Raw genomic sequence first — 25,727 nt, forward strand, 5'->3', positions numbered from 1 at the left:
GGGCCGAGCCCGAGAGTTGGAGGCCGATGACGCCCGCGATCACCAGGCTGATGGAGACGATCTTGAGGACCGAGACCATGTCGCCCAGGAAGACCATGCCGTAGATCGCCGTGCCGGCCGCGCCGATGCCCGTCCACACCGCATACGCGGGCCCCACGTCGAGCTTCTTCAGGGAGAGCGTGAGGAGGCCGAAACTGCCGAGCGCGAACGCGGCGAACGCGACCGTGGGCCACAGCCGCGTGAAGCCGTGCGAGAGCTTCAGGCAGACGGCGAAACCGGTCTCCAGGATCCCCGCGACGATGACCAGCAGCCACGCCATGTCCTTGTGCCTCCCGCGCTCCACTGATCTCGTACGGCTTACGAGTTCTACGATCTTGCGTCCGGCTTGGTGCGATTATGCCCTTACCGGAGCGGCTCGGCAGTAAACCAGGCTCAGGTCAGTCGCCCTCGCGGCGCTCGCGCGTGGCGAGCAGGCGGCGCAGCGAGTACAGCCGGGCCGGGTCCGCGTGCCCCTCCTCCACGTAGGCGTCGAGGGCGCAGTCCGGCTCGTCGTGGCTGCACGCGCGCGGGCAGTTCTCCGTGCCGGGCTCCAGGTCGGGGAAGGCGTGGATGACGCGCGACGGGTCCACGTGGTGCAGCCCGAACGAGCGCACGCCCGGCGTGTCGATCACCCAGCCCGCGTCGCCGGACAGCGGCAGCGCGAGCGCGGACGTCGTGGTGTGCCGGCCCCGCCCGGTGACCGCGTTGACGTGCCCCGTCGAGCGCCGCTGATCGTCCGGCACCAGGGCGTTCACCAGCGTCGTCTTGCCGACACCGGAGTGCCCGACGAACGCCGTGACCTTGCCGTCGATCTGCTCGCGCACCCGCGCCACCGCCGTACCGTCCTCCAGCTCCTCGCGGCTGGTGACGACGTACGGGATGTCGAGCGCCCCGTACAGGTCGAGGAGCTTGTCCGGGGGCGCCAGGTCCGACTTCGTCAGGACGAGGAGCGGGTCGAGGCCGCCGTCGAACGCCGCCACCAGACAGCGGTCGATCATGCGCGGGCGCGGCTCGGGGTCGGCGAGCGCGGTGACGATGGCCAGCTGGTCGGCATTGGCGACGACCACTCGCTCGTACGGGTCGTCGTCGTCCGCCGTGCGGCGCAGCACGGAGTTGCGGCCCTCGATGCGGACGATGCGCGCGAGGGTGTCCTTCTTGCCGGACAGATCGCCGACGACGGAGACCCGGTCGCCCACGACCGCCGCCTTGCGGCCCAGCTCGCGGGCCTTCATCGCGGTCACGGCGACGTCGTCGATGAGGACGGTGAGGCGGCCGCGGTCCACGGTGAGGACCATGCCCTCGGCCGCGTCCTCGTGCTTGGGACGGATGTTGCTCCGCGGCCTGTTGCCCTTGCGGTTCGGGCGCTGGCGGATGTCGTCCTCGTCGGTGTGCTTGCCGTAGCGGCGCATCGCGGTGTGCCCCTAGGCCCGGTCGGTCCCGAGCATCGCGGCCCACATGTCGGGGAAGTCCGGCAGCGTCTTCGCGGTGGTCGCCACGTTCTCGATCTGTACGCCGTCGACCGCGAGGCCGATGATCGCGCCCGCGGTGGCCATGCGGTGGTCGTCGTACGTGTGGAAGATCCCGCCGTGCAGCCGGCGCGGGCGGATGTGCAGTCCGTCGGCGGTCTCCGTGACGTCACCGCCCAGCTCGTTGATCTCCTTGGTGAGCGCGGCGAGCCGGTCCGTCTCGTGCATGCGCAGGTGGGCGACGCCGCGCAGCGTGGACTCGGAGTCGGCGAGGGCGGCCACCGCGGCGATGCCGGGGGTCAGCTCGCCGACCTCGCTCAGGTCGACGTCGATGCCGTGGATGCTGCCGGAGCCGGTGAATTCGAGGCCGTGGGCGGTCAGCTCACAGTCCCCGCCCATCTGCGTGAAGATGTCGCGCAGCGCGTCGCCGGGCTGCGTCGTGTGCTCCGGCCAGTCGGGGATCGTCACCTTGCCGCCGGTGACCAGGGCCGCGGCCAGGAACGGCTGGGCGTTCGAGAGGTCGGGCTCGATGGTGATGTCCCGGCCGAGCAGGGCGCCCGGCGTGACCCGCCACACGTTCGGCTCGCCGCCCGACTCCGGGGTGTCGACCTGGGCGCCGACCGCGCGCAGCATGTCGACCGTCATGCGGATGTGCGGCATGGAGGGGAGCGCCGAGCCCGTGTGCCGGACCTCGACCCCCTGGTTGAAGCGCGGGCCCGACAGCAGCAGGGCGCTCACGAACTGGGACGAGGACGAGGCGTCGATCTCCACCGGGCCGCCTTCGAGGGCGCCCCCGCCGTGCACGGTCAGCGGCAGCGCCCCGCGCCCGTCGTCGTCGATCCGGGCGCCGAGCGCGCGCAGCGCGTCGATCACGCCGTGCAGTGGACGCTCGTACGAACGGGGGTCGCCGTCGAAGCGGATCGGCCCGGAGGCGAGCGAGGCGACCGGCGGCAGGAAGCGCATCACGGTGCCCGCGTTGCCCACATCCACCGTGGCCGGGCCCTGAAGACCGGACGGGATGACGCGCCACGCCTCACCGGACCCGTCGGGGCCCACGCCCTCCTCGATGCCCACACCCATCTCGCGCAGCGCGGCCGCCATCAGCAGCGTGTCGCGGGAGCGCAGCGGGCGGCGCAGCCAGCCCGGCTCCGCGGCGAGCGCGGCGAGCACCAGTGCACGGTTGGTGACGGATTTGGACCCCGGCACCTGGACAGTCGCGTCGACGGCTCCGCCGGCGAGCGGGGCGGGCCAGAGTGCGGTGTGCGCGGGGTTCGTGGTCATGCCCCAACTCTAGTAGGCCCACGAGAAGGCACCTGCTCACAGCCCCAGCAGCCAGCGACCTCCGCCCAGCAGCGAGCACAGTGAGACGGCGTGGAAGAAAAACAGCCACATTCCCGCGGGTACGTGCGTGAGGCGCGAGAGCTGGTCGGCGTCGGAGTCGCCCGCGCCACCCCTGCGGCGCTTGCGCTGCAGCTCGAAGGCGGGCCGTACGCCGCCGAGCAGCAGGAACCAGACGACGGTGTACGCGAAGGCGGCCTGCACCTGCGGCCCCGTCAGCCAGGAGACGAGGACGAAGGCACCGCCCGTGATCACCACGGTCAGCGCCCCGTACGCGTTCCGGATCATCACCAGCATCACGACGAGCAGCGCCGTGGCCAGCCACAGCAGCAGCGTGATGTGCCCGTCGGAGAGCAGCGCCGCGCCGCCGAGGCCGAGCAGCGGCGGGGCCGTGTACCCGGCGGCCGCGGTCAGGACCATGCCGAGCCCGGTCGGCTTGCCGCGGCTGACCGTCAGACCACTGGTGTCCGAGTGCAGCCGGATGCCGTCGAGCTTGCGGCCCATCAGGAGGGCGATCAGGCCGTGGCCGCCCTCGTGGGCGATCGTGATCGCGTTCCGGGTCAGCCGCCAGACCGTGTGCGGGACGATCGCGGCGAGCGCGACGATGCCCGTGGCGATCGTCACCCACTGGTCGGGGTCGGACTGGGTTCCGAAGATCCGGTCCCAGAGGCTGGCGTCCATGTGTTTCGGCTGCTCCCGTTCGGGTTCGGTGGCGGGTCGGCATCTGGCACTGTGGCACGTATGTGCGGACGTTATGCATCGAGTCGCAGGCCAGAGGATCTCGCAGGAATCTTTGAGATCGAGAAGTGGGAGCCGGAAGAGGCCTATGAGGCCGACTTCAACGTGGCTCCCACCAAGGAGGTCTACGCGGTTCTCGACCGCCCGGTGAAAGACGCCGAGGACCGCCGTCCGGTTCGCCAGCTGCGCAAGCTCAAGTGGGGCCTGGTGCCGTCGTGGTCCAGGACGCCGGAGGGCGGCGCCCGCATGATCAACGCGCGGGCCGAGACCGTGCACGAGAAGCCCTCGTACCGCAAGGCCTTCACCTCGCGGCGCTGCATCCTGCCCGCCGACGGCTATTACGAGTGGGTGACCGCGGCCGCCGAGCGCGATCTGGAGGTCGAGGGCAAGAAGAAGCGGCCGCGCAAGCAGCCGTACTTCGTGACGCCCGCGGACGGGTCGGTCTTCGCGATGGCGGGGCTCTACGAGTTCTGGCACGACCGCACGCTCCCGGACGAGCACCCGCTGGCCTGGTGGGTGACCTGTTCCGTGATCACCACGGAGGCGGAGACCGCGCCGCTCGGTGTCGCGCCGAAGGAGGGGCCGCGGTCGCTCGCCGACATCCACCCCCGGATGCCGCTGATGCTGACGCCGGACCGGTGGGACGACTGGCTCGACCCGGCCCGTACGGATGTCGACGACCTTCGTGCGCTGCTTGCGCCGCCGCCGGAGGGGTTGATGCGGGCGTATCCGGTGTCGACGGCCGTGAGCAATGTCCGTAACAACGGGCCGGAGTTGTTGAAGGAGCTGGAAGGGCCGGAGGAGGGGACGCTCTTCTGATGCGGCGTGCCGGGGTGGAGGTCTCGGGGCTCTGCCCCGGACCCCGCTGCTCAATCGCCGCAGGGGCTTGATTGGGAAGCGGCGGGCCGGGGTGAACGACTCGGGGCTCGGCCCCGGACCCCGCGCCTCAATCGCCGGCGGGGCTTGATTTGCTCGATCGCCGGCGGGGCTTGATGTGCTCGACCGGCGCCAGGGCTTGATGTGCTCGACCGGCGGCGGGGCTTGATTGGATCAATCGGCGCCAGGGCTTGAAGGCCGATGCACCATGGCCGGGTGACACGTAGCGAAAACATTGCGACCGAAGTCGGCGACGCCCGCATCACCTGGCACCCCGCCAAGAACCCGAAACTGGTCCTGGCCGCGAGCCACGGCGCCGGTGGCGGTATCGAGGCCAGGGACCTGCAGGCGATCGCCGCGGCCCTGCCCGCCCACGGGGTGACCGTCGCGCTCGTCGAGCAGCCCTGGCGCGTCGCGGGGAAGAAGCTCGCGCCCGCCCCCAAGACGCTCGACAAGGGGTGGCGGGGCATCTGGCCCGCGCTGGCGAAGCCCGGCCTCCCGGTGATCGCCGGAGGCAGGAGCGCCGGTGCCCGCGTCGCCTGCCGCACCGCGGGCGAACTCGGCGCCGCCGCGGTCCTCGCGCTCAGCTTCCCGCTGCACCCGCCGGGCAAGCCGGAGAAGTCCCGCGCCGACGAACTCCTCGGCGCGGGCGTGCCCACCCTCGTCGTACAGGGCGGCAACGACCCCTTCGGAAAGCCCGCCGAGTTCCCCGGGGCCGGCGCGTACGAACTCGTCGAAGTCCCCTTCGGGGACCACGGCTTCGCCGTTCCGAAGCGCGCGGACATCACTCAGGACGAGGCCCTCACGGTCATCACCGGGGCCGTCGCGAAGTGGACCGGGTCACTCGTCTAGCGGTCGGGAATGTTGAGCGCGGGACCACTGTTGTGGGGACTGTCGGTGCACACAGTTCGTACGAGAGGAAGTCCGCCGCATGGGTTCAGTCGCTTGCCCCAGCCGTGCCACCGCTCCTGACCTGGAGTGGAGCGTGCTGAGCGCGGCCAAGACCGCTCCTGTTCGGGCGGCGGGCGGACCGGATCGTCGTCTATCCTCCGATTCGAGCGGGGTCTCGTTCGTCCCCGCGACGTCGCTTGAGGAGGTGGGTCCGGTCACAGGGACCGACGCAGGGACCGAGCACGGCCAGGCGGAGCGCCCGGAGACCCCTGGCAACGAGGGGAGCAACGGCGAGAGCACCGCCGAGCGCAACGCGCGCTTCGAGCGGGACGCGCTGGAATTCCTCGACCAGATGTATTCGGCCGCCCTGCGCATGACGCGCAACCCGGCCGACGCCGAGGACCTGGTGCAGGAGACGTACGCGAAGGCGTACGCCTCGTTCCACCAGTTCCGTGAGGGCACGAACCTCAAGGCGTGGCTGTACCGGATCCTGACGAACACCTTCATCAACTCGTACCGCAAGAAGCAGCGCGAGCCCCAGCGCAGCGCGGCCGAGGAGATCGAGGACTGGCAGCTGGCCCGCGCCGAGTCGCACATGTCGACCGGTCTGCGCTCCGCGGAGTCGCAGGCGCTCGACCACCTGCCCGACTCGGACGTGAAGCGAGCCCTCCAGGCGATCCCCGAGGAATTCCGTATCGCGGTCTATCTCGCCGACGTAGAGGGCTTTGCGTACAAGGAGATCGCGGACATCATGGGTACACCTATCGGTACGGTGATGTCCCGGCTGCACCGTGGCCGTCGCCAGTTGCGCGGCATGCTCGAGGACTACGCCCGTGACCGCGGGCTCGTCCCGGCCGGTGCCGGTCAGGCGAACGAAGCGAAAGGCTCGGGCTCATGAGCTGCGGAGAGCCGCACGAGACGGACTGCAGTGAAGTCCTGGACCATCTCTACGAGTTCCTCGACCACGAGATGCCGGACAGTGACTGCACCAAGTTCGAGGTGCACTTCGAGGAGTGCTCCCCGTGCCTGGAGAAGTACGGCCTGGAGCAGGCCGTGAAGAAGCTGGTGAAGCGGTGCTGCGGGCATGACGACGTGCCCACCGACCTGCGGGCCAAGGTCATGGGGCGGATCGAAGTGATCCGCTCGGGCCAGGCCACCCCCGAAGAAGGCATGGGCAACCCGCTCGCCTGACGGACCGATTCACCCGATCGTGCGAATCCGGGGCCCATGGCCCCGGCAATCCCGGCGATGCGGCGCGAGCGCCCTCCCACCCGTCCTATTCTCCGTGAACTGGACGCCTTGGGGAGGGAGTTGGGGGCATGCGCTCGGTTCCGCTCGTGGCCCGCGTGTATGTGCTCCTGACCGCCGGTCTCGCCGTCGTCTGCGCCGCGCCCGCGCTCTCCGCCACCACGCCGTGGCCCGCCGTCGCCCTGCTCGCCGCCCTGTACGCGGGGTGCGAGCAGATCGGCCGCTGCCGGCTCGTCGGGCGGCGCGCGCCCAAGGGGATGGGCACCTTCTTTCCCGTGCTGCTCGCCGGGGCGTTCCTGCTGCCGCCGGCCGCCGCCGCGCTCGTCGCGCTGCCCGGCGCCCTGCTCACCCGGGTCGAGCGGCGGCCCGTGCGGCTGCGCAAGGTGTGGCGCGCGGCCCAACTGGCCCTCGCCTCCTGGGCGGCGGCCCAGGTCTTCGGCGCGCTCGGCGGGCCCGGCGCGGTCGCCGAGCCCCGGTTCCCGTCCGCGCTCGTGCCGGGCGGCGCCGCCGGTCTCGCGTTCTGTGCCGCGCTGACCGTGCTCGACGGGGGCGTGCTCGCCTCCGCGGAGCGGGTTCCGCTGCGCAGCGCCTGGCGCGGGCTCTTCCTGCGGCTGCTCGCGCCGGTGGCCGCGCACGGTCTCGCCGGGCTCGTGATGGCGATGATGTGGGCGAGTTCCTACGGTCCGCTCTCCGCGCTGCTCGTGCTCCTGCCGATGTACATCTCCTGCTGGGTGTTCGCCCAGTACCAGCGGGAGCGGGCGGCCCACCAGGCCACCATCCGGGCACTCGTCCAGGCCGTCGACATCAAGGACGGGTACACGCGCGGGCACAGTGAGCGGGTCGGGCAGGCGTCCATGATGATCGCGCGCGAGCTCGGGATGGCGGCGGAGCGGGTGGAGGCGCTGCGGTTCGCCGGGATCCTGCACGACGTGGGGAAGCTCGGCGTGCCCACGCGGCTGTTGCGCAAGGACGGTCCCCTCACGCCCCGGGAGCGCGAGATCATTCAGCTGCATCCCGAGTACGGGCACGAGATGGTGCGGGGGATCGGGTTCCTCGACGAGGCGCGGGCGGCGATCCTGCATCACCACGAGCGGCTCGACGGGAGCGGGTATCCGTACGGGCTCGCGGGCGCGCAGATCCCGGAGTTCGCGCGGGTGGTGGCGGTCGCGGACGCGTTCGACGCGATGACGTCCACGCGGACGTATTCGCGGGCGCGGCCCGTCGCGGTGGCGTTGGCGGAGCTGGAGCGGTGTGCCGGGACGCAGTTCGATCCGGTGATGGTGGGAGCGTTTGTGCGGGTGCTGGCGCGGGACGGGTGGCATCCCGTGGTGACGGCGGACGAGGCGGTGCTGCCACCCCCTCGCCCGGAAACCGTCACCGCCCCGCCGGCGGCCTCCCTGTGACGGGGGCGGAGCCGGGATCCGGGGCCTTGGGGCCGTTGCACGACACGGCGGGTGGGGTCGACCGGCACGGATGGGTCCGGGGGGTGGTCGGGGTTGCCGTGCTGGTGGCCTCGCTGGCGTTGGGCGACACCGTGTGGCACGGGGTGGTCGAGCGGGGGAACGCGCTGGCGTTCGGGTTGCTCGTCGCCGTGGGGGAGCTGGCCCGGTGGGGCGGCGCCGAGGAGCATCGGGAGGCCGCGCCGCTGGGGGCCGCGGGGGCGCTCGCGTACGCGCTGCTCGGGGAGGTCGCCGGGCAGCCCACGCACCACGGTGCCGCGCAGGTCGTCGCGATCGTCGTCGCGGGCACGCTCGTCGGCTGCGTACCGCATGTGGCGCGCGGCAAGGGGGCCTCGCTCGATCACGTGACGCGGCGTGTGCTCACCGTCGGGTTCGCCGCCGTCTGCTTCCAACCGCTCTACAACCAAGGCGTCCTGGCCCAGTGGTTCGGGGACGGGGCGTACTACGCCCTGTTGATCGTCGGGCTGCTGGTGCTCACCGCGCTGTGCGACGCCGTGCTCGCCGCCGCGATGGCGCACGCCAGGACGCGGTGGCCGTTCGGGCCGCTGCTGCGCGACGAGTTGCGGGCGATGCTCGGGATCGGCTCGGCCGTCTGCGCGACGGGGGCCGTGATGGCGCTCGCCGTGGCCGTCGCCGGGCTGTGGGCGCTGCCCCTGATCAGCCTGCCGCTGCTGCTCACCCAGTTGGCGTTCCGCCGGTACTCCGTGGTCAAGGCCACGTACCGGCAGACCATCACCTCACTGGCCCGTGCCACCGAGATCGCCGGCTACACCCCGCACGGGCACGCCCGCCGGGTGGCCGAGCTGAGCCGGGCCGTAGGCCGTGACCTGGGGCTTTCCCAGCCGGACCTGACGGTCCTCGAATACGCGGCGCTCATGCACGACATCGGGCAGCTCTCGCTCGTCGACCCGGTGGCGGCAGGCGCCACCGCCGCGCTGCACCCGGCCCAGCAGCGCCGGATAGCGCTGCTCGGCGGCGCCGTCGTCCGGCAGACCGGCGTGGACCCCCAGGTCGCCGTGGTGGTCGAACGGCAGGCGGACCCGTACCGTGAGCAGCCGCTCGCCGCCCGGATTGTGCGGACAGCGAACGCGTACGACGAGATGGCAAGGGAACAGGGACCTCAGGGGCCGCTCAGGGCGCTGGAGAGCCTGCGCCTGGCCACGGGCAGGGACTACCAGCCGGAGGTTGTTGAAGCCCTGGCCAGAGTGGTTTCCAAGACCGGTCTGAGCCTAGGGTCGGTGGGGTAACCCATGGGTAATGAGCGGTTGTCCGACCGTACGTGGTTGGATGCGAAGCAAGGCAGGGAACGCACAGAACGCGGCGTCCGGAGGCGCAGGCCTCGAGTATCGGCAGGCGGGAATCGTGAGGATCTTCGGCAAGGGACGGCACCGGCCCTCCGCCTCCTGGCGGCAGGCCACGGATCGCGCGTTCACGCTGATCGGCGACGGCCGGTACGAGGACGCGGGAGCGCTGCTCACCCGCGCCGCCGACCTGGAGCCGTGGCTGTCGGAGTCCTGGTTCAACCTCGCGCTGCTGCACAAGTTCCGGCACGACTGGGAGCAGGCCCGCACCACGGGTCTGCGGGCCGTCGCGCTGCTGGAGAAGGAGTCCGGGGCACCGGACTGGTGGAACGTGGGCATCGCCGCCACCGCGCTGCAGGACTGGCCGCTCGCGCGCAGGGCGTGGCAGGCGTACGGGCTGAAGGTGCCGGGCGGCGCCACCGCCGCCGGGGAGCCGACGGGGATGGACCTCGGCAGCGCCGCCGTGCGGCTCTCGCCGGAGGGCGAGGCCGAGGTCGTGTGGGGGCGCAGGCTCGACCCCGCGCGGATCGAGGTGCTCTCCATTCCGCTGCCGTCGTCCGGCCGGCGCTGGGGCGAGGTCGTGCTGCACGACGGTGTCCCGCACGGCGAGCGGACCACGGCGACCGGGCACTCGTACCCGGTCTTCGACGAGATCGAGCTGTGGGCGCCTTCGCCGGTCCCCACCTGGGTGGTGCTGCTCGAGGCGGCCACCGAGGACGACCGGGACGCGCTGGAGCGGCTTGCCGCCGACGCGGGGTTCGCCGCGGAGGACTGGTCGTCCTCCGTGCGGCTGCTGTGCCGGACGTGCTCGGAGTCGCGGATGCCGTCCGACGAGGGGGACGGCACGCATCTGGACCCGCACGACCACAGCGAGCCGGGGCATCCGGGGCCGCTCGGCCACCGCACCGACGGGCAGCTGTGGGTGCCGGAGCGGGAGTGCGGGGTGGCCGCGCCGGCCTCCCTGGTGCGCGGGTTGCTCGACGGGTGGGTGGCGGATTCGCCGGACTCGCGTGACTGGCGGGATCTCGAAGAGGTCTGCTGAGCCGCGCCGCTGGGCCCCCGTACCCTGTTAACCAGCATTCTCACCCCGTTTCCCAGGAAGGCTCGCGTCCGCCATGGCTCAGCAGGACACCGATCAGCAGCACACCGATGGGGTCCTCCCCGTGGACGACGAGGGCTTCGTCATCGACACCGAGGACTGCGAGGCGCGGGAGGCGGCCTACCGGGAGCGCGGCACGTCGCGGCCGATCACGGTCGTCGGCAATCCGGTGCTGCACAAGGAGTGCAAGGACGTCACCGTCTTCGACGACGAGCTGGCGAAGCTGGTCGACGACATGTTCGCCAGCCAGCGCACCGCCGAGGGCGTGGGCCTGGCCGCGAACCAGATCGGTGTGGACCTGAAGGTCTTCGTGTACGACTGCCCGGACGACGACGGCGTGCGGCACACCGGTGTCGTCTGCAACCCGGTCCTGCGCGAGCTGCCCGCGGACCAGCGCCGCCTCGACGACTCCAACGAGGGCTGCCTGTCCGTGCCGACCGCGTACGCCGAACTGGCCCGCCCCGACTACGCGGTGGTCACCGGCCAGGACGAGAAGGGCAACGCGATCACCGTGCGCGGCACCGGCTACTTCGCGCGCTGCCTGCAGCACGAGACGGACCACCTGTACGGGTACCTGTACATCGACCGCCTGTCGAAGCGGGAGCGGAAGGCCGCGCTGAAGCAGATGGACGAGGGCACGCCGCGCTACCCCGTGGTCGCCAACGCCTGAGAACTTTCACAGTTTCATCGCATTTACTTCTTCGCTGTACGCGAATGGGATGCCGAGCGGCGTCCGGTCCGGGAATCCCCCGGCCGGGCGCCGCTTTTCCGTGCCCGCGCACACGCTGCCGTACGCCCGCGTGTGCGAACAGGATCAGCCGCATGTGATCCATATTCAGTCATGTACGGGGACGAATCGCGTGACCGGGGGTAGTGAGGGGAGCAAATCCGTTCCCAGAACGGTCAGTTGTAGTGCTGAATAGAAAGCGCGGGGATACGCAACGGCGCGCGCCCGGCAGTACGGGAGGGGTGTACGCCCACACGCGGCGGAGAGGGGTTTGTACGTGCGTTATCCACAGACAACGGTCCCGGCTGAGCTGGCGCTACCGGCGGTCGAGGAGGCGTTTCCTCGTAATCTGCACCCGTATTGGCCGAAGCTCCAGGAGACGACGCGCTCCTGGCTGCTCGAAAAGCAGCTGATGTCGCCCGACAGGGTCGAGAAGTACGCCGACGGACTGCGCTACACGGACCTGATGGCCGGCTACTACCTGGAGGCGCCCGACGACGTGCTGGCCGCGATATGCGACTACAGCGCGTGGTTCTTCGCCTGGGACGACCGCCATGATCGCGACGTGATCCACGGAAGGACGGCGAGCTGGCGGCGGCTCGCCGTCCAGCTGCACGCGGCGACCGAGGCCCCCGAGCTCCACCTGGACCACAGGGACCCGCTGGTCGCGGGCTTCGCGGACAGTGTGCGGCGGCTCTACGGCACGCTCGGCAGGACCTGGAACGCGCGCTTCGCCCGGCACTTCCACGAGGTGATCGACGCGTACGACCAGGAGTTCCGCAACCGGATCGCCGGCACGGTCCCGGCGGTCGACGAGTACATCGCCCTGCGCAGGAACACGTTCGCGCACTGGATATGGCTCGACCTGCTGGAGCCGAGCGCACAGTACGAACTCCCCACGTGGGTACGGAAAAACGAGGCATTCGCGCGCGCCGGACTCGCCTGCCAGGACTTCTCTGCCTGGTACAACGACCTGTGCTCGCTGCCCAAGGAACTCGCGGGAAATGAATTGCACAACCTCGGGATAAGCCTCATTCGGCATGAGGGCTATTCGCTTCCCGAAGCGACCGAGGAAGTAAGGCGAAGGGTTCAGGGAACCATCGACGAATTCCTCGCCGCGGAGCGGGAGGTCGAACATCTCGCGACCGTCACGGAAAACGTGGGACCGCACGGAAAGGAACTCGCGGCGGCCATCAGACTGTGCGTCGCGAACATGCGGAACTGGTTCAGTTCCGTGTACTGGTTCCACCACGAATCGGGCCGCTATCAGGTCGACAGTTGGGACGACAGGGCAACTCCGCCTTATATCACCGACGTTGCACCGGAAAACGCGGCACACGAAGCGACCGACCAGGTGGGTGAGCGCGCATGAGTGTCGACTCTCTGCTCAAGGACAGCGCGCCCAGCACCGAGCCCGAGCAGCCGCCGCTCGCCCCCGGCGGCGCGCCGCTCCTGGGGCACGCCTGGAATCTGCTGCGCGACCCGCTCGCCTTCCTGGCCGGGCTGCGCGACGGCGGTGACGTCGTCCGGCTGCGACTCGGCCCGAAGACGGCGTACGCGGTGAACGACCCGGAGCTGGTCGCCACGCTCCTCAAGAGCCCCGACTTCCTGGTCGGCGGGCCGCTCTGGGACACCATGGGTGTCCTGCTCGGAAAGGGTGTGGCGACGAGCAACGGGCCGCTGCACAGGCGGCAGCGCCGCGCCGTCCAGCCCGCGTTCAGGATGGACCGGATCCACGAGTACGCGGCGGTGATGGAGCAGGAGGCACGCGCCATGGCCGACCGGTGGGAGGACGGCCAGACCGTCGACATCGGCGCCGAGGTGTTCCGCACGGCGACCCGGATCGTGGCCCGCTCCCTGCTCCGCGTCGACTCGATCGACGAGCGGGCCGACCGGCTCAGCGCCGCGCTGCACACGGTCTTCGAGGGCCTGTACCGGCGTATGGTGCTCTCCTTCGGGCCGCTCTATCGGCTGCCGCTCCCGGCCAATCGGCGGTTCGGGAACGCGCTGGCCGATTTGCATCGCCTGGTCGACGAGATCATCGCCGAACGCAGGGCGCAGACGGCCTCGGGAAGCAATCCCGACGATCTGCTCGCGGCATTGCTCGACGACCGTGACGAGAACGGCGCACGGGTCGACGAGCAAGAGGTGCACGACCAAGTCGTGTCGCTCGTCGTGGCCGGCGCCGAGAATGTGGCGAAGACGCTGACTTGGGTCTTTCAGCTCCTCGCCGAACACCCGGACCACGAAAAGCGGTTGAGCGAAGAACTGGAATCCGTGACGCGTGGTCGGCCGGTCGCATTCGGTGACCTCAAAGAACTCGCATATATGCAGAATCTCATCACCGAATCGATGCGAATACGGCCCGCCGTATGGATATTGACGCGGCTCGCCGCCGTCGATTCCACCCTCGGCGGGTATCGCATTCCGGCCGGTGCGGACATCGTCTACAGCCCGCTCGCCATGCAGCGCGACCCACGCGCGTTCCAGGACCATCTGGCGTTCGATCCGGACCGCTGGCTGCCCGAACGTGCCGCGGACGTGACGCCCGCGGCGCACGCACCGTTCAGCGTAGGCAACCGCAAGTGCCCGGGCGACCACTTCAGCATGGCCGAACTCGCGCTGGTCCTCGGCGCGGTGGTCCAGAAGTGGCGCGTGACCCCGGCCGCGGGGGCGGACGGCACGGCCCGGATCGGGATCACGCTGCAACCGAAGGGGGCGCTGATCGAGGTGCGGGCACGCGGCTAGCTCGCGATCCGCACCCGGAAGGTCCTTCTGAATGCGTTGGGCGTCGTGCCCAGCGCCTTCATGAACTGGTGCCGCATCGCCGCCGCGTTGCCGAACCCGGCGCGCGCGGCGATCGCGTCCACCGTCTCGTCCGTGCGCTCCAGCAACTCCTGGGCGAACAGCACCCGTTGGCGCAGCAGCCAGCGGTACGGCGTCGTCCCGGTCTCCTGCTGGAAGCGCCGGGCGAAGGTGCGCGGGGACATGTGGGCCCGCGCCGCGAGCTCCTCCACGGTGACCGGCTCGTCCAGGTGCCGCTCCATCCAGGTCAGCACCTCGCCCACCGTGTCGCAGCGCGTCGCGGGCAGCGGGCGCTCCACGTACTGCGCCTGCCCGCCGTCCCGGTGCGGAGGCACCACCATCCGGCGGGCGATCGTGTTCGCGACCTCGGCGCCGTGCTCGGTCCGCACGATGTGCAGGCAGGCGTCGATGCCGGCGGCCGTCCCGGCGGAGGTGATGACCGGGCCCTCGTCGACGTACAGCACGTCCGGGTCGACGCGGGTGCGGGGGAAGCGGATCGCGAGCTCGCGTTCGTAGCGCCAGTGGACCGCGCAGCGTCGGCCGTCGAGCAGTCCGGCCGCGCCGAGCACGAACACGCCCGAGCACACGCTGAGTACGCGTGCGCCCCGGTCGACGGCGCGGCGCAGCGCGTCCAGCAGTTCGGGCGGGTACCCGTCCCGCGGTTCGGTCGCGGCGGGCACCGCGATGAGGTCGGCCTCGTCCAGGCGGTCGAGCCCGTACGGGGTGGAGACGGTCATGCCCGGCACGTGGGTGCCGAGCGTGGGACCCGCGGCGGAGACGGCCGCGAAGTCGTACACCGGCAGCCCGGCCTCGCTCCGGTCGAGGCCGAACACCTCGCAGACGACGCCGAGTTCAAAGGGATGCACGCCGTCGAGCAGCACGGCGGCCACGTTCTTCAGCATGCCTGCCAGTGTGCCGCACTCGTGGCAGTAATTCGAGGGTTGCTGACGGTACTGCCACTGCCGCGCAGGCCCGGCCGGGCGGAGAGTGGAGGACATGACCACAGCGATGAACTACCTCGCCGTCCTCTTCGTCTTCCTCCTCCTCGCCGCCCCGTCGCTGTACGGGATGGCCCACGACCGCCGCATCGACCGCCAACTCCGGGCCGCAGCGCGGGACACCGACAAGCCCCGCACCCGCTACGCGAAGGCGGCCTGACCGGGGCGCTGCCCGAAGACCAGCAGATGCGAGCTCGCGACCAGCAGCTCCGGATGCGCCTCGGCGATCCGCGCCGCCGCCAGGGCCGACACGAACAGGTCCGAATCCCGGGGCACGGGCTGGCCGGTGGCGGCCTCGGCGGCCTTCAGGACCGGGTCGGCGGGCCCCTCCACTCCGTACAGCAGGGTGTCGCCGAACCCGGCCTCCCGCACCTCCGCCGCCAGCTCCTCGGCGCGGTGGAAATAGGCGAACGTGAACTCCCGGCCCTCGTTCATCCCGGTCGCGAGCACCCGCCCCGAGCGCTCCTCGCGCCCGTCGAGGTGCAGCCGCCCGAGCGAGGCGTGGTCGAACAGCGCCGCGAAGCGCTGGATCCCGGCGGCCACGACGAGCCCGCCGGGCCGCACCACACGCATCGCCTCCGCCAACGTCCGCTGCCGGTCCGCCGGTTGAGGCAGGTGGTACAGCGGACCGAGCAGCAGCACCACGTCGTACGAGGAGTCGGCGGCGCTCAGCGACCGGGCGTCGCCCACCTCGACCGTGCACCCGGCCCCCGCCGCCTCCCGCACGTGCCGCTCCACCGGGTCGACGAGGTGGACGCGGTATCCGTCCTCGGCCAGCCAGCGGGCGTGTGCGCCGGGGCCGCCGCCGACGTCGAGCACCGAGGCGGGGGCCGCGGGCAGATGGCGCCGCAACAGCTCCTGGGTACGGATGAGTTCGAGTACACCGGCCGCGGAGGACGTCAGGCGGGTGTGCTCGTCGAAGCGGGTGGAGTAGTAGGCGAGGACTTCGTCTGCGCTCTGAGATCCCGTCATGCCCCGCAAGTCTGACCAGGGGCCGGTGGGCGGCGCACCTCAATATCCGCCGCCCACCGGCCCCGCGTGGCCCGACCGGTCAGAAGTCCTCGTCGAACCCGACCGACCCCTCGACCGCGACCTGGTACGCCGACGGCCGTCGTTCGAAGAAGTTGGTCAGTTCCTGGACGCCCTGGAGCTCCATGAACGAGAACGGGTTCTCCGAGCCGTAGATCGGTGCGAAGCCGAGGCGCTGGAGGCGCTGGTCGGCGACGCACTCCAGGTACTGGCGCATCGAGTCGGTGTTCATGCCCGGCAGGCCCTCGCCGCACAAGTCACGGCTGAACTGCAGCTCGGCCTCGACGGCTTCCTTGAGCATGTCAGTGACCTGCTGCTGGAGCGCGTCGTCGAAGAGCTCCGGCTCCTCCTTGCGGACCGTGTCGACCACGTCGAAGGCGAAGGACATGTGCATCGTCTCGTCGCGGAAAACCCAGTTGGTGCCGGTGGCGAGGCCGTGCAGCAGGCCGCGGCTGCGGAACCAGTAGACGTAGGCGAAGGCACCGTAGAAGAACAGGCCCTCGATGCACGCGGCGAAGCAGATGAGGTTGAGCAGGAAGCGGCGGCGGTCCGCTTTGGTCGCCAGACGGTCGAGACCCTCGACGGAATCCATCCAGCGGAAACAGAACTCCGCCTTCTCGCGGATGGAGGGAATGTTCTCCACCGCCGCGAACGCCTCGGCGCGGTCGTCCGGGTCGGGCAGGTAGGTGTCGAGCAGTGTCAGATAGAACTGGACGTGAACGGCCTCCTCGAAGAGCTGGCGGCTCAAGTACAGCCGCGCCTCAGGGGAGTTGATGTGCTTGTAGAGGGTGAGAACCAGGTTGTTCGCGACGATCGAGTCGCCCGTCGCGAAGAACGCGACCAGGCGGGCGATCATGTGCTGCTCACCCGGTGACAGCTTCGCGAGGTCGGCGACGTCGGAGTGGAGGTCGACCTCCTCGACGGTCCAGGTGTTCTTGATGGCGTCGCGGTAGCGCTCGTAGAAGTCCGGATAGCGCATCGGCCGGAGCGTCAGCTCGAAGCCGGGGTCGAGCAGGTTCTTCTCGCCGGTCGTCGTCGTGTGCTTGTCGGCGGCGGTGGTCACTGGCATGCCTCGCAGGACTCGGGGTTTTCAAGGGAGCAGGCGACGGCCTCGGGGTCGGCGGCCTGCTGGGGTACGGGGGTGGTGCGCGAGCCGGAGCCCGCCGCCCGCGCGATGCGCGTCGCGGGGCGCGAGCGCAGGTAGTACGTCGTCTTCAGGCCCGACTTCCACGCGTACGCGTACATCGAGGAGAGCTTGCCGATGGTGGGCGTCTCCATGAAGAGGTTGAGGGACTGGGCCTGGTCGAGGAACGGGGTGCGGGCCGCCGCCATGTCGACGATGCCGCGCTGCGGGATCTCCCACGCCGTGCGGTACAGCGCGCGGATCTCCTCCGGGACCCAGGTGAAGCCCTGCACCGAGCCGTTGGCCTCGCGCAGCGCCTCGCGGGTCTTGGCGTCCCAGACGCCGAGCGCCTTCAGTTCGTCGATCAGGTACGAGTTGATCTGGAGGAACTCGCCCGACAGGGTCTCCCGCTTGAAGAGGTTGGAGACCTGCGGCTCGATGCACTCGTAGACGCCGGCGATCGAGGCGATCGTCGCGGTCGGCGCGATGGCGAGCAGCAGCGAGTTGCGCATGCCGACCTCGGCGATACGTTCCCGCAGCGCCGCCCAGCGCTCCGGCCACGTGAGCTGTACGTCGTAGTGGTCGGGGTGCAGCACACCGCGCGCCGTACGGGTCTTCTCCCAGGCGGGCAGGGGACCGTTGCGCTCGGCGAGGTCGGCCGACGCCTCGTACGCGGCGAGCATGATCCGCTCGGCGATCCGGGTCGACAGCTCGCGGGCCCGCGGCGAGTCGAACGGCAGGCGCAGCTTGAAGAAGACGTCCTGGAGGCCCATGGCGCCCAGGCCCACCGGGCGCCAGCGGGCGTTGGAGCGGCCCGCCTGCTCGGTCGGGTAGAAGTTGATGTCGACGACGCGGTCGAGGAACGTGACGGCCGTACGGACCGTCTCGTCGAGCCGCTCCCAGTCGATGTCGCCCTCCCGCACGAACGCGCCGAGGTTGACGGAGCCCAGGTTGCAGACGGCCGTCTCCCCGTCGTCCGTCACCTCCAGGATCTCCGTGCAGAGGTTGGAGGAGTGGACCGTGTGGCCGGGCTCCGCCGTCTGGTTCGCGGTGCGGTTGGCGGCGTCCTTGAAGGTCAGCCAGCCGTTGCCGGTCTGCGCGAGGGTGCGCATCATGCGGCCGTACAGATCGCGGGCGGGGATGGTCCGCTGGGCCTTCCCCTCGGCCTCGGCCTTCCGGTACGCGGCGTCGAACTCCTCGCCCCACAGGTCGACGAGCTCGGGCACGTCGGCCGGCGAGAACAGCGACCACGGCTGGTCCGCGTTGACCCGGCGCATGAACTCGTCCGGGATCCAGTGCGCGAGGTTCAGGTTGTGGGTGCGGCGCGCGTCCTCACCGGTGTTGTCGCGCAGCTCCAGGAACTCCTCGATGTCGGAGTGCCAGGTCTCCAGGTAGACCGCCGCGGCGCCCTTGCGGCGGCCGCCCTGGTTCACGGCGGCGACCGAGGCGTCCAGCGTCTTAAGGAACGGGACGATGCCGTTGGAGTGCCCGTTCGTGCCGCGGATCAGCGAGCCCCGGCTGCGGATGCGGGAGTACGAGAGGCCGATGCCGCCCGCGTGCTTCGAGAGGCGGGCCACCTGGTGGTACCGGTCGTAGATCGAGTCGAGCTCGTCGAGCGGGGAGTCGAGGAGGTAGCAGCTCGACATCTGGGGGTGGCGGGTGCCGGAGTTGAAGAGGGTGGGGGAGGAGGGCAGGTAGTCGAGTCGGCTCATCAGGCCGTACAGCGACGCCACGTCCTCCAGGGCCCGCACGCCCGTCTTTGAATTGAACGCAGTGTCCTCCGCCAGGCCCGCGGCGACGCGCAGCATGAAGTGCTGCGGGGTCTCGATGACGTGCCGGGTGATGGGGTGGCGCAGCAGATAGCGGCTGTGCAGGGTGCGCAGGCCGAAGTAGCCGAAGCGGTCGTCGCCCGCCACGTCGATCAGCGCGTCGAGGCGCGCCGCGTGCACCCGCGCGAACTCGGCCGTGCGGTCCGCGATCAGGCCCTCGCGGTGGCCGACCGCGATCGACTCCGTGAAGCTCGTGACGCCCTGCGAGGCGGCCTCGGCGGCGATGGAGCGGGTGAGCAGGCGAGCGGCGAGCCGGGAGTAGGCGGGGTCCTCGGAGATCAGCCCGGCCGCGGCCTCGGTGGCGAGATCGCGCAGCTCGGCCTCATCGGCCCGCGCCGAGCGGCCGCGCAGCGCGGCGGCCGCGATCCGGCCGGGGTCGGCGTCGGGGAGGTCGGCGGTCAGCTCGGTCAGGGTGCGCAGCAGGGCTGCACCCGGGCCGTCCTCGGGGGCGGCTGAGACCGGTTCGGCGGGCGCGATGGTCACGTGGAGGCTCTCCCTCGCTCGGCTCGAGGCCTGCGGGGAGGAGGTGGCAGCGCGGGCGCGCGATGGCGGGCCCTCGTCCACCGGCCCTTTCCGCGAGGCCCGGACGTCGTCGACGCCCGGGCCGGACGGCTCGGGCGTACCGTCGACAGGTCATCGGACTCGCGTGGGCGCTTTTGTACGCCTACGCACACCGTTGCGGGACAGTTCCGGATTCGCACCGGATTCCCCTGCGGCGACAGCGAGAGCGAGCATACATGTTGTGTCGGGCTTTCGCGTCAGCCCCATATGTTGTGTCGGCGTGGCGGTGGCGTCCCGCGCCCTCAGCCCGTCGGCGCCTGCGCCGTCAGCCGCAACTCGTACGCCCGTAGCACCACTTCCGGGATCGGGGCCCAGTCGCGGTCCGGGATCCGGGTGAAGCCGAGGCGCTCGTAGAGGCGGTGCGAGGCGGTCGCCAGCGGCTGCGTGCACAGCACCACGGCCGTCTTGCCCGCCGCGCGGGCCCGCTCGACCACGGCGCGCACGAGCGCCTCGCCGACGCCCTTCCCGCGCGCCTCGACGTCGACCGCGAGCATCCGGAACTCGGCCTCGGAGGGGCGGGCGATCTCCGCGTACTCGTGGTCGTGCGAGCCGACGTAGGTGACGCTGCCGACGAGCCGGCCGTCCGGGGCCTCGGCGACGAGCACCTCGGCCGTCCGCGCGCGCTTCTCGACGTCGCGCAGCTCGGCCGCGTACCAGTCGTTCTCGCCGAACGCGAGGAGGCCGCTGCCCAGGTAGGCGCGGGCACTCAACTCGCCTAGCACGGCGTACTCATCGGGGCGCACAGTTCTGATCACGACGCCATGGTTACGCGACCCGCGGCACCGGTGGCAACGCTTTCCGGAAAATGTGTCGGGCCCCTCCGCGGGGAGGGGCCCGACACCGGTCGCGTGCGCGCGCCTAGTGGCCGGTCTCCGCGCCGACCTTCGGCAGCTCGACCTGCACGCCCTTGTCGCCGGCGTCGGCCGTGTAGTCCTCGGCGGACGTCTCGTCGACGCCGTCCGGGGCCTTCACGGCCTTCAGGACGAAGGTGAGGACGACGGTGACGACGACGTTCAGGACGAACGCCGTCGTGCCGATGTAGCCGATCTGGCCGATGCCCGGGATCTCCGCCGACGAGCCGCCGAAGTGCGCCTGCGTCGGCGAGGCGACGCCCCACGCGGCGAGCGTGCCGTAGACCATGCCGACCGCCCAGCCGGCGAGCAGCGCCCACCGGTGGAACCAGCGCGTGAACAGGCCGCCGACCAGGGCCGGGAAGGTCTGCAGGATCCAGATGCCGCCCAGCAGCTGGAAGTTGATCGCGACGGTCTTGTCCATGGTGAGGACGAAGGCGAGCGCGCCCACCTTCACCAGGAGCGAGACCAGCTTGGAGACCTTGGTCTCCTGCGCGGCCGTCGCGTTCGGCTTGATGAAGTCCTTGTAGATGTTGCGCGTGAACAGGTTCGCCGCGGCGATGGACATGATGGCCGCGGGGACCAGCGCGCCGATGCCGATGGCGGCGAACGCGACACCCGTGAACCAGTCCGGGAACATGTCCTCGAACAGCTGCGGGATCGCCAACTGCCCGTTCTGCACCTTGATCCCGGCCGCGATCGCCATGAACCCGAGCAGCCCGAGCAGGCCCAGCATCAGCGAGTACAGCGGCAGGATCGTGGTGTTGCGGCGGATCACGTTGCGGCTCTTGGAGGAGAGCGTCGCCGTGATCGAGTGCGGGTACATGAACAGCGCCAGGGCGGAGCCGAGCGCGAGCGTCGCGTACGTCCACGTACCCGAGGAGCCCGGCGCGAGTCCGGCGACGGGCTTGCCCGCCGCCTCGTTCGCGGCGTCGAACTTGTCGCTCGCCGCGGCGAAGATGTCGTCGAAGCCGCCCAGCTTGATCGGGATGTAGATGATGGCCACCGCGATCACGATGTAGATCAGGGTGTCCTTGACGAACGCGATCAGCGCGGGGGCCCGCAGACCCGAGGAGTACGTGTACGCGGCGAGCACGCCGAAGGCGATCAGCAGCGGCAGGTCCTTGATGAACCAGTTGGTGTTCTCGCCGCCGCCGACGCCCATCACGTCGAGCACGGCCTGGATGCCGACCAGTTGGAGCGCGATGTACGGCATCGTGGCGAGGATGCCGGTGACCGCGACCGCGAGCGAGAGCCCCTTGGAGCCGAAGCGTCCGCGCACGAAGTCCGAGGTGGTCACGTACCCGTGCTTGTGCGAGACCGACCACAGGCGCGGCAGGAAGGTGAAGATCAGCGGGTACACGAGGATCGTGTAGGGCACGGCGAAGAAGCCGGAGGCGCCGGCCGCGTAGATCGCCGCGGGAACGGCGACGAACGTGTACGCGGTGTAGAGGTCGCCACCGAGCAGGAACCACGTGATCCAGGTGCCGAACGAGCGGCCGCCCAGACCCCATTCGTCGAGGGACGCCTCGTTCTCGGCCTTGCGCCAGCGCGCGGCGAGGAAGCCCATGACCGTGACGGCCACGAAGAAGATGATGAAGACGGTGAGCGCGACACCGTTGACGCCGCCGTTCACGCCTGGCCTCCAGCCGACTGAGCAGACTTGCGGGCACGCTGGTCGCGCTGCCACAGCTTGTACGCGATCATCGTGAGCGCGGTCGAGACGAGCACCCAGAGCATCTGGTACCAGTAGAAGAACGGGACGCCGATCAGCGTCGGTTCGACCTTGGCGTAGGAGCTGACCCAGAGCATCGCGACGAACGGTGCGACCAGACAGAGTGCAATGATCACGCGCACCGGCGTGACCACCGGTTGTTTCACTTCAGGCGCATCGGACATTCGCGGTTCCGTTCCCCTCGCGGATCAGAGATCCCACTCGTCTCAGTTTCAACGTGCGGAATCTAGGCGAGAGTCTTGATCTATGGAACCCCTGTCCGGATAACGGACGTGCCCGCACCCCTGTTCAGCAGCAGCGGAACCCCTGCCGGGGATCCGCTTCCTGCCGATCCGTCCGCATGCGCTCGAAGTCGCGCCGAGTCGGCACGGGCGCACCGGGGTGGGTCTCCCCGAGATGCGCCACGTACCGCTCGTAGCCGCTCTCGTCCGTCAACTCCCGGACGAACCAGCGCACATACCTAGCCACCCGTAGTACTGCCGACGCCGGCATCGCGCGCCTCCGCCTTCTCCTCCTGTGTGGGGACGAGCCCGGCCGGTGCCACCAGCGTGGACTCGACGTACGGCGCCTCGCTCAGCTTCGACGCCTGCGGGTTCCGTACGTGCTTCACGCATACCCACAGCGAGTCGAGGACGACCACGAGGACGAGGAGCGCGAGCGCCGCCGAAAGGACGCCGTCCACCGTGGAGTTGGTGACCACCGTGTGCATGTCGTCCATCGTCTTCGCGGGCGGCAGCACCTTCCCGGCGTCGATGGCGTCCTGATAGTTCGCGCGCTGCTGGAAGAAGCCGACCTTCGGGTCGGAGGAGAACACCTTCTGCCAGCTCGCGGTCAGCGTCACGACGGTGTCCCAGACGAGCGGGATCCCGGTGATCCAGGCCCACTTGAGCCGCCCCGACTTCACGAGCAGCGTCGTGCAGACCGCGAGGGCGACCGCCGCGAGCAGCTGGTTGGAGATGCCGAAGATCGGGAAGAGCTGGTTGATCCCACCGAGTGGCTCGTGCACGCCGACCCACAGGAAGTAGCCCCACAGGCCGACGACGACGGCGCTGGTGAACAGCAGGCCCGGCTTCCAGCTCACGTTCCTGAACGGCTTGTAGACGTTGCCGAGCATGTCCTGGAGCATGAAGCGGCCCACGCGCGTGCCCGCGTCGAGCGCGGTCAGGATGAACAGCGCCTCGAACATGATCGCGAAGTGGTACCAGAAGGAGCGCAGTCCGCCCCCTGTCACCTGCGAGAAGATCTCCGATACGCCGACGGCGAGCGTCGGCGCGCCGCCCGTCCGGGAGAGCAGGCTCCCCTCCTCGACGTTCTTCGCGGCCTGTGCGAGGTCGGCCGGCGAGATCGAGTACCCGAAGTTCGCCACGGCCTGTGAAGCGGACTGCACGCTGTCACCGATGACCCCGGCGGGCGCGTTCATCGCGAAGTACAGGCCGGGGTCGATGATGCTCGCGGCGACGAGCGCCATCACGGCGACGGACGACTCCATCAGCATGGAGCCGTAGCCGATCATCCGGACCTGCGTCTCCTTCTGGATCATCTTCGGCGTCGTGCCGGACGAGATCAGCGCGTGGAAACCGGAGAGCGCGCCGCACGCGATGGTGATGAAGACGAAGGGGAAGAGCGAGCCCGCGAAGACCGGTCCGTCGCCGCGCGAGGCGAAGTCGGTGACCGCGTCCATCTTCAGCGTCGGCAGCGCGACCACGACGCCGATGGCGAGCAGCGCGATGGTGCCGAGCTTCATGAACGTCGACAGATAGTCGCGCGGCGCGAGCAGCATCCACACCGGCAGGACCGAGGCGACGAACCCGTAGGCCACCATCCAGATCACGAGCGTCGACGGCGCGAGCGTGAAGGTGTCCGCCCAGGAGGACTCGGCGACCCAGCGGCCCGCGACGAGTGCGATCAGCAGCAGCGCGACGCCGATCAGCGACACCTCGGAGACCCGGCCGGGGCGGAGCACCCGCAGGTAGAAGCCCATGAGCAGGGCGATCGGGATGGTCATCGCGATGGAGAAGGTGCCCCACGGCGAGTCGGCCAGCGCGTTCACCACGACCAGGGCGAGCACCCCGAGCAGGATGATCATGATCGCGAAGGCGGCGATCAGCGCGGCGGCCCCGCCGACCGGGCCGATCTCCTCGCGCGCCATCTGCCCGAGCGAACGCCCGTCGCGCCGCGTCGAGAAGAACAGCACGACCATGTCCTGCACGGCGCCCGCGAAGATCACGCCGACGATGATCCAGACGGTGCCCGGCAGATACCCCATCTGCGCCGCGAGCACGGGGCCGACCAGCGGCCCGGCCCCCGCGATGGCCGCGAAGTGGTGGCCGAGCAGCACGCGCCGGTCGGTGGGGTGGAAGTCCATGCCGTTGTTGAGCCGCTCGGCGGGCGTGGCCCGCTTCGCGTCGACCTTCAGCACCTTGTACGCGATGAACTTCGCGTAGAAGCGATAGGCGATGGCGTACGACCCGAGGGCGGCGGCCACCATCCACGCGGCGGAGACCTCCTCGCCGCGGGAGAGCGCGAGTACGGTCCAGCCGGCCGCGCCCACGAGGGCGACGACGGTCCACAAAAGGATGGTTCTAGGAGAAGCGGTACGCACCGGTGTGTCCTCCCCGTCCATGCGACGACGGGAGGACCGTAAGCCAGAAAACTGAGCCGCGCTACACCGCGAACAGCCTTGTGGCCGTGCGGAAATGAGCGGGTGTCAGTCCACCGGCCGCTTCAGCCGCGCGACGAACTTGTACCGGTCCCCGCGGTACACCGACCGCACCCACTCCACCGGCTGCCCCGAGCCGTCGATCGAGTGCCGGGAGAGCATCAGCATCGGCAGGCCCACGTCCGTGCCGAGCAGGCCCGCCTCGCGCGGCGTGGCCAGCGAGGTCTCGATGGTCTCCTCGGCCTCGGCGAGGTGCACGTCGTAGACCTCGGCGAGCGCCGTGTAGAGGGAGGTGTACTTGGCGAGGCTGCGGCGCAGCGCCGGGAAGCGCTTCGCCGACAGGTGCGTGGTCTCGATCGCCATCGGCTCCCCGCTCGCGAGGCGCAGCCGCTCGATGCGCAGGACGCGGCCGCCGGGGGAGATGTCGAGGAGGTGCGCGAGCGTGTCGTCGGCGGTCACGTAGCCGATGTCGAGCAGCTGCGAGGTCGGCTCCAGGCCCTGGGCGCGCATGTCCTCGGTGTACGAGGTCAGTTGCAGCGCCTGGGAGACCTTGGGCTTGGCGACGAAGGTGCCCTTGCCCTGGATCCGCTCCAGCCGGCCCTCGACGACGAGCTCCTGGAGGGCCTGGCGGACCGTGGTGCGCGAGGTGTCGAACTCGGCGGCGAGCGTGCGCTCGGGCGGGACCGGCGTGCCCGGCGGCAGCGTCTCCGTCATGTCGAGCAGATGCTTCTTGAGACGGTAGTACTTGGGCACGCGTGCGGTGCGGACGGGCGCCCCGCTCTCGTTCTCCGCACTGCTGACGTCGGTGCTCATGCTCCGCCTTCCCGGCTCCGGTGCCGATGCGACCTTTCGTCCCCGTCGGCCACGGCTCACATCGTGGCACGGCTCGCTCGACGGGACTGCCTGCACGCTCCGTGATCCCTTCTTATACCCGTCGCTGCCCATTTGGTCTAG

The 25,727-nt window shown here is 70.3% G+C and carries 25 protein-coding genes and 1 riboswitch; of the genes, 11 read left to right on the forward strand and 14 right to left on the reverse strand.

The window, feature by feature from the left end:
- The 4 genes from ACY34M_RS29050 to ACY34M_RS29065 all read right to left on the reverse strand — a co-directional run.
- Positions 1–319 (reverse strand): DMT family transporter (locus ACY34M_RS29050; RefSeq protein ID WP_462721289.1); only part of this gene is annotated, 319 nt, incomplete at its 3' end.
- A gap of 118 nt (positions 320–437) precedes the next feature.
- Positions 438–1,448, reverse strand: coding sequence for a ribosome small subunit-dependent GTPase A (gene rsgA, locus ACY34M_RS29055; protein WP_462721290.1), 1,011 nt, complete (start codon positions 1,446–1,448; stop codon positions 438–440).
- Positions 1,449–1,460: 12 nt separating this feature from the next.
- Complete coding sequence (gene aroA, locus ACY34M_RS29060) at positions 1,461–2,786, reverse strand: 3-phosphoshikimate 1-carboxyvinyltransferase (RefSeq protein ID WP_462721291.1); 1,326 nt, start codon at positions 2,784–2,786, stop codon at positions 1,461–1,463.
- A gap of 36 nt (positions 2,787–2,822) precedes the next feature.
- Entirely contained in the window at positions 2,823–3,524 is a 702-nt protein-coding gene (locus tag ACY34M_RS29065; protein ID WP_462721292.1) for a M50 family metallopeptidase, read from the reverse strand.
- A 60-nt stretch (positions 3,525–3,584) separates the two neighbouring features.
- Between ACY34M_RS29065 and ACY34M_RS29070 the strand changes: the two genes are divergently transcribed.
- The 10 genes from ACY34M_RS29070 to ACY34M_RS29115 all read left to right on the forward strand — a co-directional run bounded on the left by ACY34M_RS29070 (position 3,585) and on the right by ACY34M_RS29115 (position 13,931).
- Positions 3,585–4,400 carry an SOS response-associated peptidase gene (locus ACY34M_RS29070; RefSeq protein ID WP_462721293.1) on the forward strand — a complete coding sequence of 272 codons (816 nt, stop codon included), beginning with the start codon at positions 3,585–3,587 and terminating at the stop codon, positions 4,398–4,400.
- A 273-nt stretch (positions 4,401–4,673) separates the two neighbouring features.
- A complete protein-coding gene (locus ACY34M_RS29075; protein ID WP_462721294.1) occupies positions 4,674–5,309 on the forward strand; it encodes an alpha/beta hydrolase family protein in 636 nt (211 codons plus the stop codon).
- 244 nt (positions 5,310–5,553) lie between these two features.
- The gene (sigR, locus tag ACY34M_RS29080) at positions 5,554–6,246 is read left to right on the forward strand and encodes an RNA polymerase sigma factor SigR (protein WP_462721295.1); all 693 of its coding nucleotides are present in this window, start codon (positions 5,554–5,556) and stop codon (positions 6,244–6,246) included.
- A complete protein-coding gene (gene rsrA / locus ACY34M_RS29085; RefSeq protein WP_351338991.1) occupies positions 6,243–6,539 on the forward strand; it encodes a mycothiol system anti-sigma-R factor in 297 nt (98 codons plus the stop codon). The genes sigR and rsrA overlap by 4 nt, the downstream gene beginning before the upstream one ends.
- A gap of 128 nt (positions 6,540–6,667) precedes the next feature.
- Positions 6,668–7,999: an HD-GYP domain-containing protein gene (locus ACY34M_RS29090; RefSeq protein WP_462721296.1), complete on the forward strand. Its 1,332-nt coding sequence runs from the start codon at positions 6,668–6,670 to the stop codon at positions 7,997–7,999.
- Positions 8,000–8,082: 83 nt separating this feature from the next.
- Positions 8,083–9,303, forward strand: a complete 1,221-nt coding sequence (locus ACY34M_RS29095; protein WP_462721297.1) for an HD-GYP domain-containing protein — start codon at positions 8,083–8,085, stop codon at positions 9,301–9,303.
- A 115-nt stretch (positions 9,304–9,418) separates the two neighbouring features.
- Positions 9,419–10,399, forward strand: a complete 981-nt coding sequence (locus ACY34M_RS29100) for a tetratricopeptide repeat protein (protein ID WP_462721298.1) — start codon at positions 9,419–9,421, stop codon at positions 10,397–10,399.
- A 73-nt stretch (positions 10,400–10,472) separates the two neighbouring features.
- A complete protein-coding gene (gene def, locus ACY34M_RS29105) occupies positions 10,473–11,126 on the forward strand; it encodes a peptide deformylase (RefSeq protein ID WP_462721299.1) in 654 nt (217 codons plus the stop codon).
- Positions 11,127–11,460: 334 nt separating this feature from the next.
- On the forward strand, positions 11,461–12,555 hold the full coding sequence (locus ACY34M_RS29110; protein WP_462721300.1) for a terpene synthase family protein: 1,095 nt from the start codon (positions 11,461–11,463) through the stop codon (positions 12,553–12,555).
- Positions 12,552–13,931, forward strand: a complete 1,380-nt coding sequence (locus ACY34M_RS29115; RefSeq protein WP_462721301.1) for a bifunctional albaflavenone monooxygenase/terpene synthase — start codon at positions 12,552–12,554, stop codon at positions 13,929–13,931. The genes ACY34M_RS29110 and ACY34M_RS29115 overlap by 4 nt, the downstream gene beginning before the upstream one ends.
- Here ACY34M_RS29115 and ACY34M_RS29120 read toward each other — a convergent pair.
- The gene (locus ACY34M_RS29120; RefSeq protein WP_462721302.1) at positions 13,928–14,890 is read right to left on the reverse strand and encodes a helix-turn-helix domain-containing protein; all 963 of its coding nucleotides are present in this window, start codon (positions 14,888–14,890) and stop codon (positions 13,928–13,930) included. The genes ACY34M_RS29115 and ACY34M_RS29120 overlap by 4 nt on opposite strands.
- Before the next feature lie 94 nt (positions 14,891–14,984).
- Here ACY34M_RS29120 and ACY34M_RS29125 point away from each other — a divergent pair, with 94 nt between their 5' ends.
- Positions 14,985–15,146 (forward strand): hypothetical protein, encoded by a 162-nt coding sequence (locus ACY34M_RS29125; protein ID WP_462721303.1) that lies wholly within the window; start codon positions 14,985–14,987, stop codon positions 15,144–15,146.
- On the opposite strand, the gene ACY34M_RS29130 is transcribed toward ACY34M_RS29125, so the two are convergent.
- From ACY34M_RS29130 to ACY34M_RS29170, 9 genes are all read right to left on the reverse strand, one after another.
- Entirely contained in the window at positions 15,128–15,958 is an 831-nt protein-coding gene (locus ACY34M_RS29130; protein WP_462721304.1) for a class I SAM-dependent methyltransferase, read from the reverse strand. The two genes, ACY34M_RS29125 and ACY34M_RS29130, sit on opposite strands and share 19 nt — an antisense overlap.
- A 79-nt stretch (positions 15,959–16,037) precedes the next feature.
- Entirely contained in the window at positions 16,038–17,084 is a 1,047-nt protein-coding gene (locus tag ACY34M_RS29135) for a ribonucleotide-diphosphate reductase subunit beta (protein WP_462721305.1), read from the reverse strand.
- Entirely contained in the window at positions 17,075–19,450 is a 2,376-nt protein-coding gene (locus ACY34M_RS29140) for a ribonucleoside-diphosphate reductase subunit alpha (protein ID WP_462721306.1), read from the reverse strand. Before ACY34M_RS29140 ends, ACY34M_RS29135 begins: the two co-directional genes overlap by 10 nt.
- Before the next feature lie 127 nt (positions 19,451–19,577).
- Positions 19,578–19,708: riboswitch (cobalamin riboswitch) on the reverse strand.
- 62 nt (positions 19,709–19,770) lie between these two features.
- Entirely contained in the window at positions 19,771–20,283 is a 513-nt protein-coding gene (locus tag ACY34M_RS29145) for a GNAT family N-acetyltransferase (RefSeq protein WP_462721307.1), read from the reverse strand.
- A gap of 103 nt (positions 20,284–20,386) precedes the next feature.
- The gene (mctP, locus tag ACY34M_RS29150; protein WP_462721308.1) at positions 20,387–22,015 is read right to left on the reverse strand and encodes a monocarboxylate uptake permease MctP; all 1,629 of its coding nucleotides are present in this window, start codon (positions 22,013–22,015) and stop codon (positions 20,387–20,389) included.
- Positions 22,012–22,278 (reverse strand): DUF3311 domain-containing protein, encoded by a 267-nt coding sequence (locus tag ACY34M_RS29155; protein WP_462721309.1) that lies wholly within the window; start codon positions 22,276–22,278, stop codon positions 22,012–22,014. Before ACY34M_RS29155 ends, mctP begins: the two co-directional genes overlap by 4 nt.
- 124 nt (positions 22,279–22,402) lie before the next feature.
- Entirely contained in the window at positions 22,403–22,606 is a 204-nt protein-coding gene (locus ACY34M_RS29160; RefSeq protein ID WP_462721310.1) for a YbdD/YjiX family protein, read from the reverse strand.
- Complete coding sequence (locus tag ACY34M_RS29165) at positions 22,575–24,716, reverse strand: carbon starvation CstA family protein (protein ID WP_462721470.1); 2,142 nt, start codon at positions 24,714–24,716, stop codon at positions 22,575–22,577. Before ACY34M_RS29165 ends, ACY34M_RS29160 begins: the two co-directional genes overlap by 32 nt.
- Positions 24,717–24,821: 105 nt before the next feature.
- A complete protein-coding gene (locus ACY34M_RS29170) occupies positions 24,822–25,586 on the reverse strand; it encodes a GntR family transcriptional regulator (protein WP_462721311.1) in 765 nt (254 codons plus the stop codon).
- Positions 25,587–25,727: the final 141 nt, after the last annotated feature.

It is taken from the genome of Streptomyces sp. EDA2-14, from assembly GCF_054963755.1.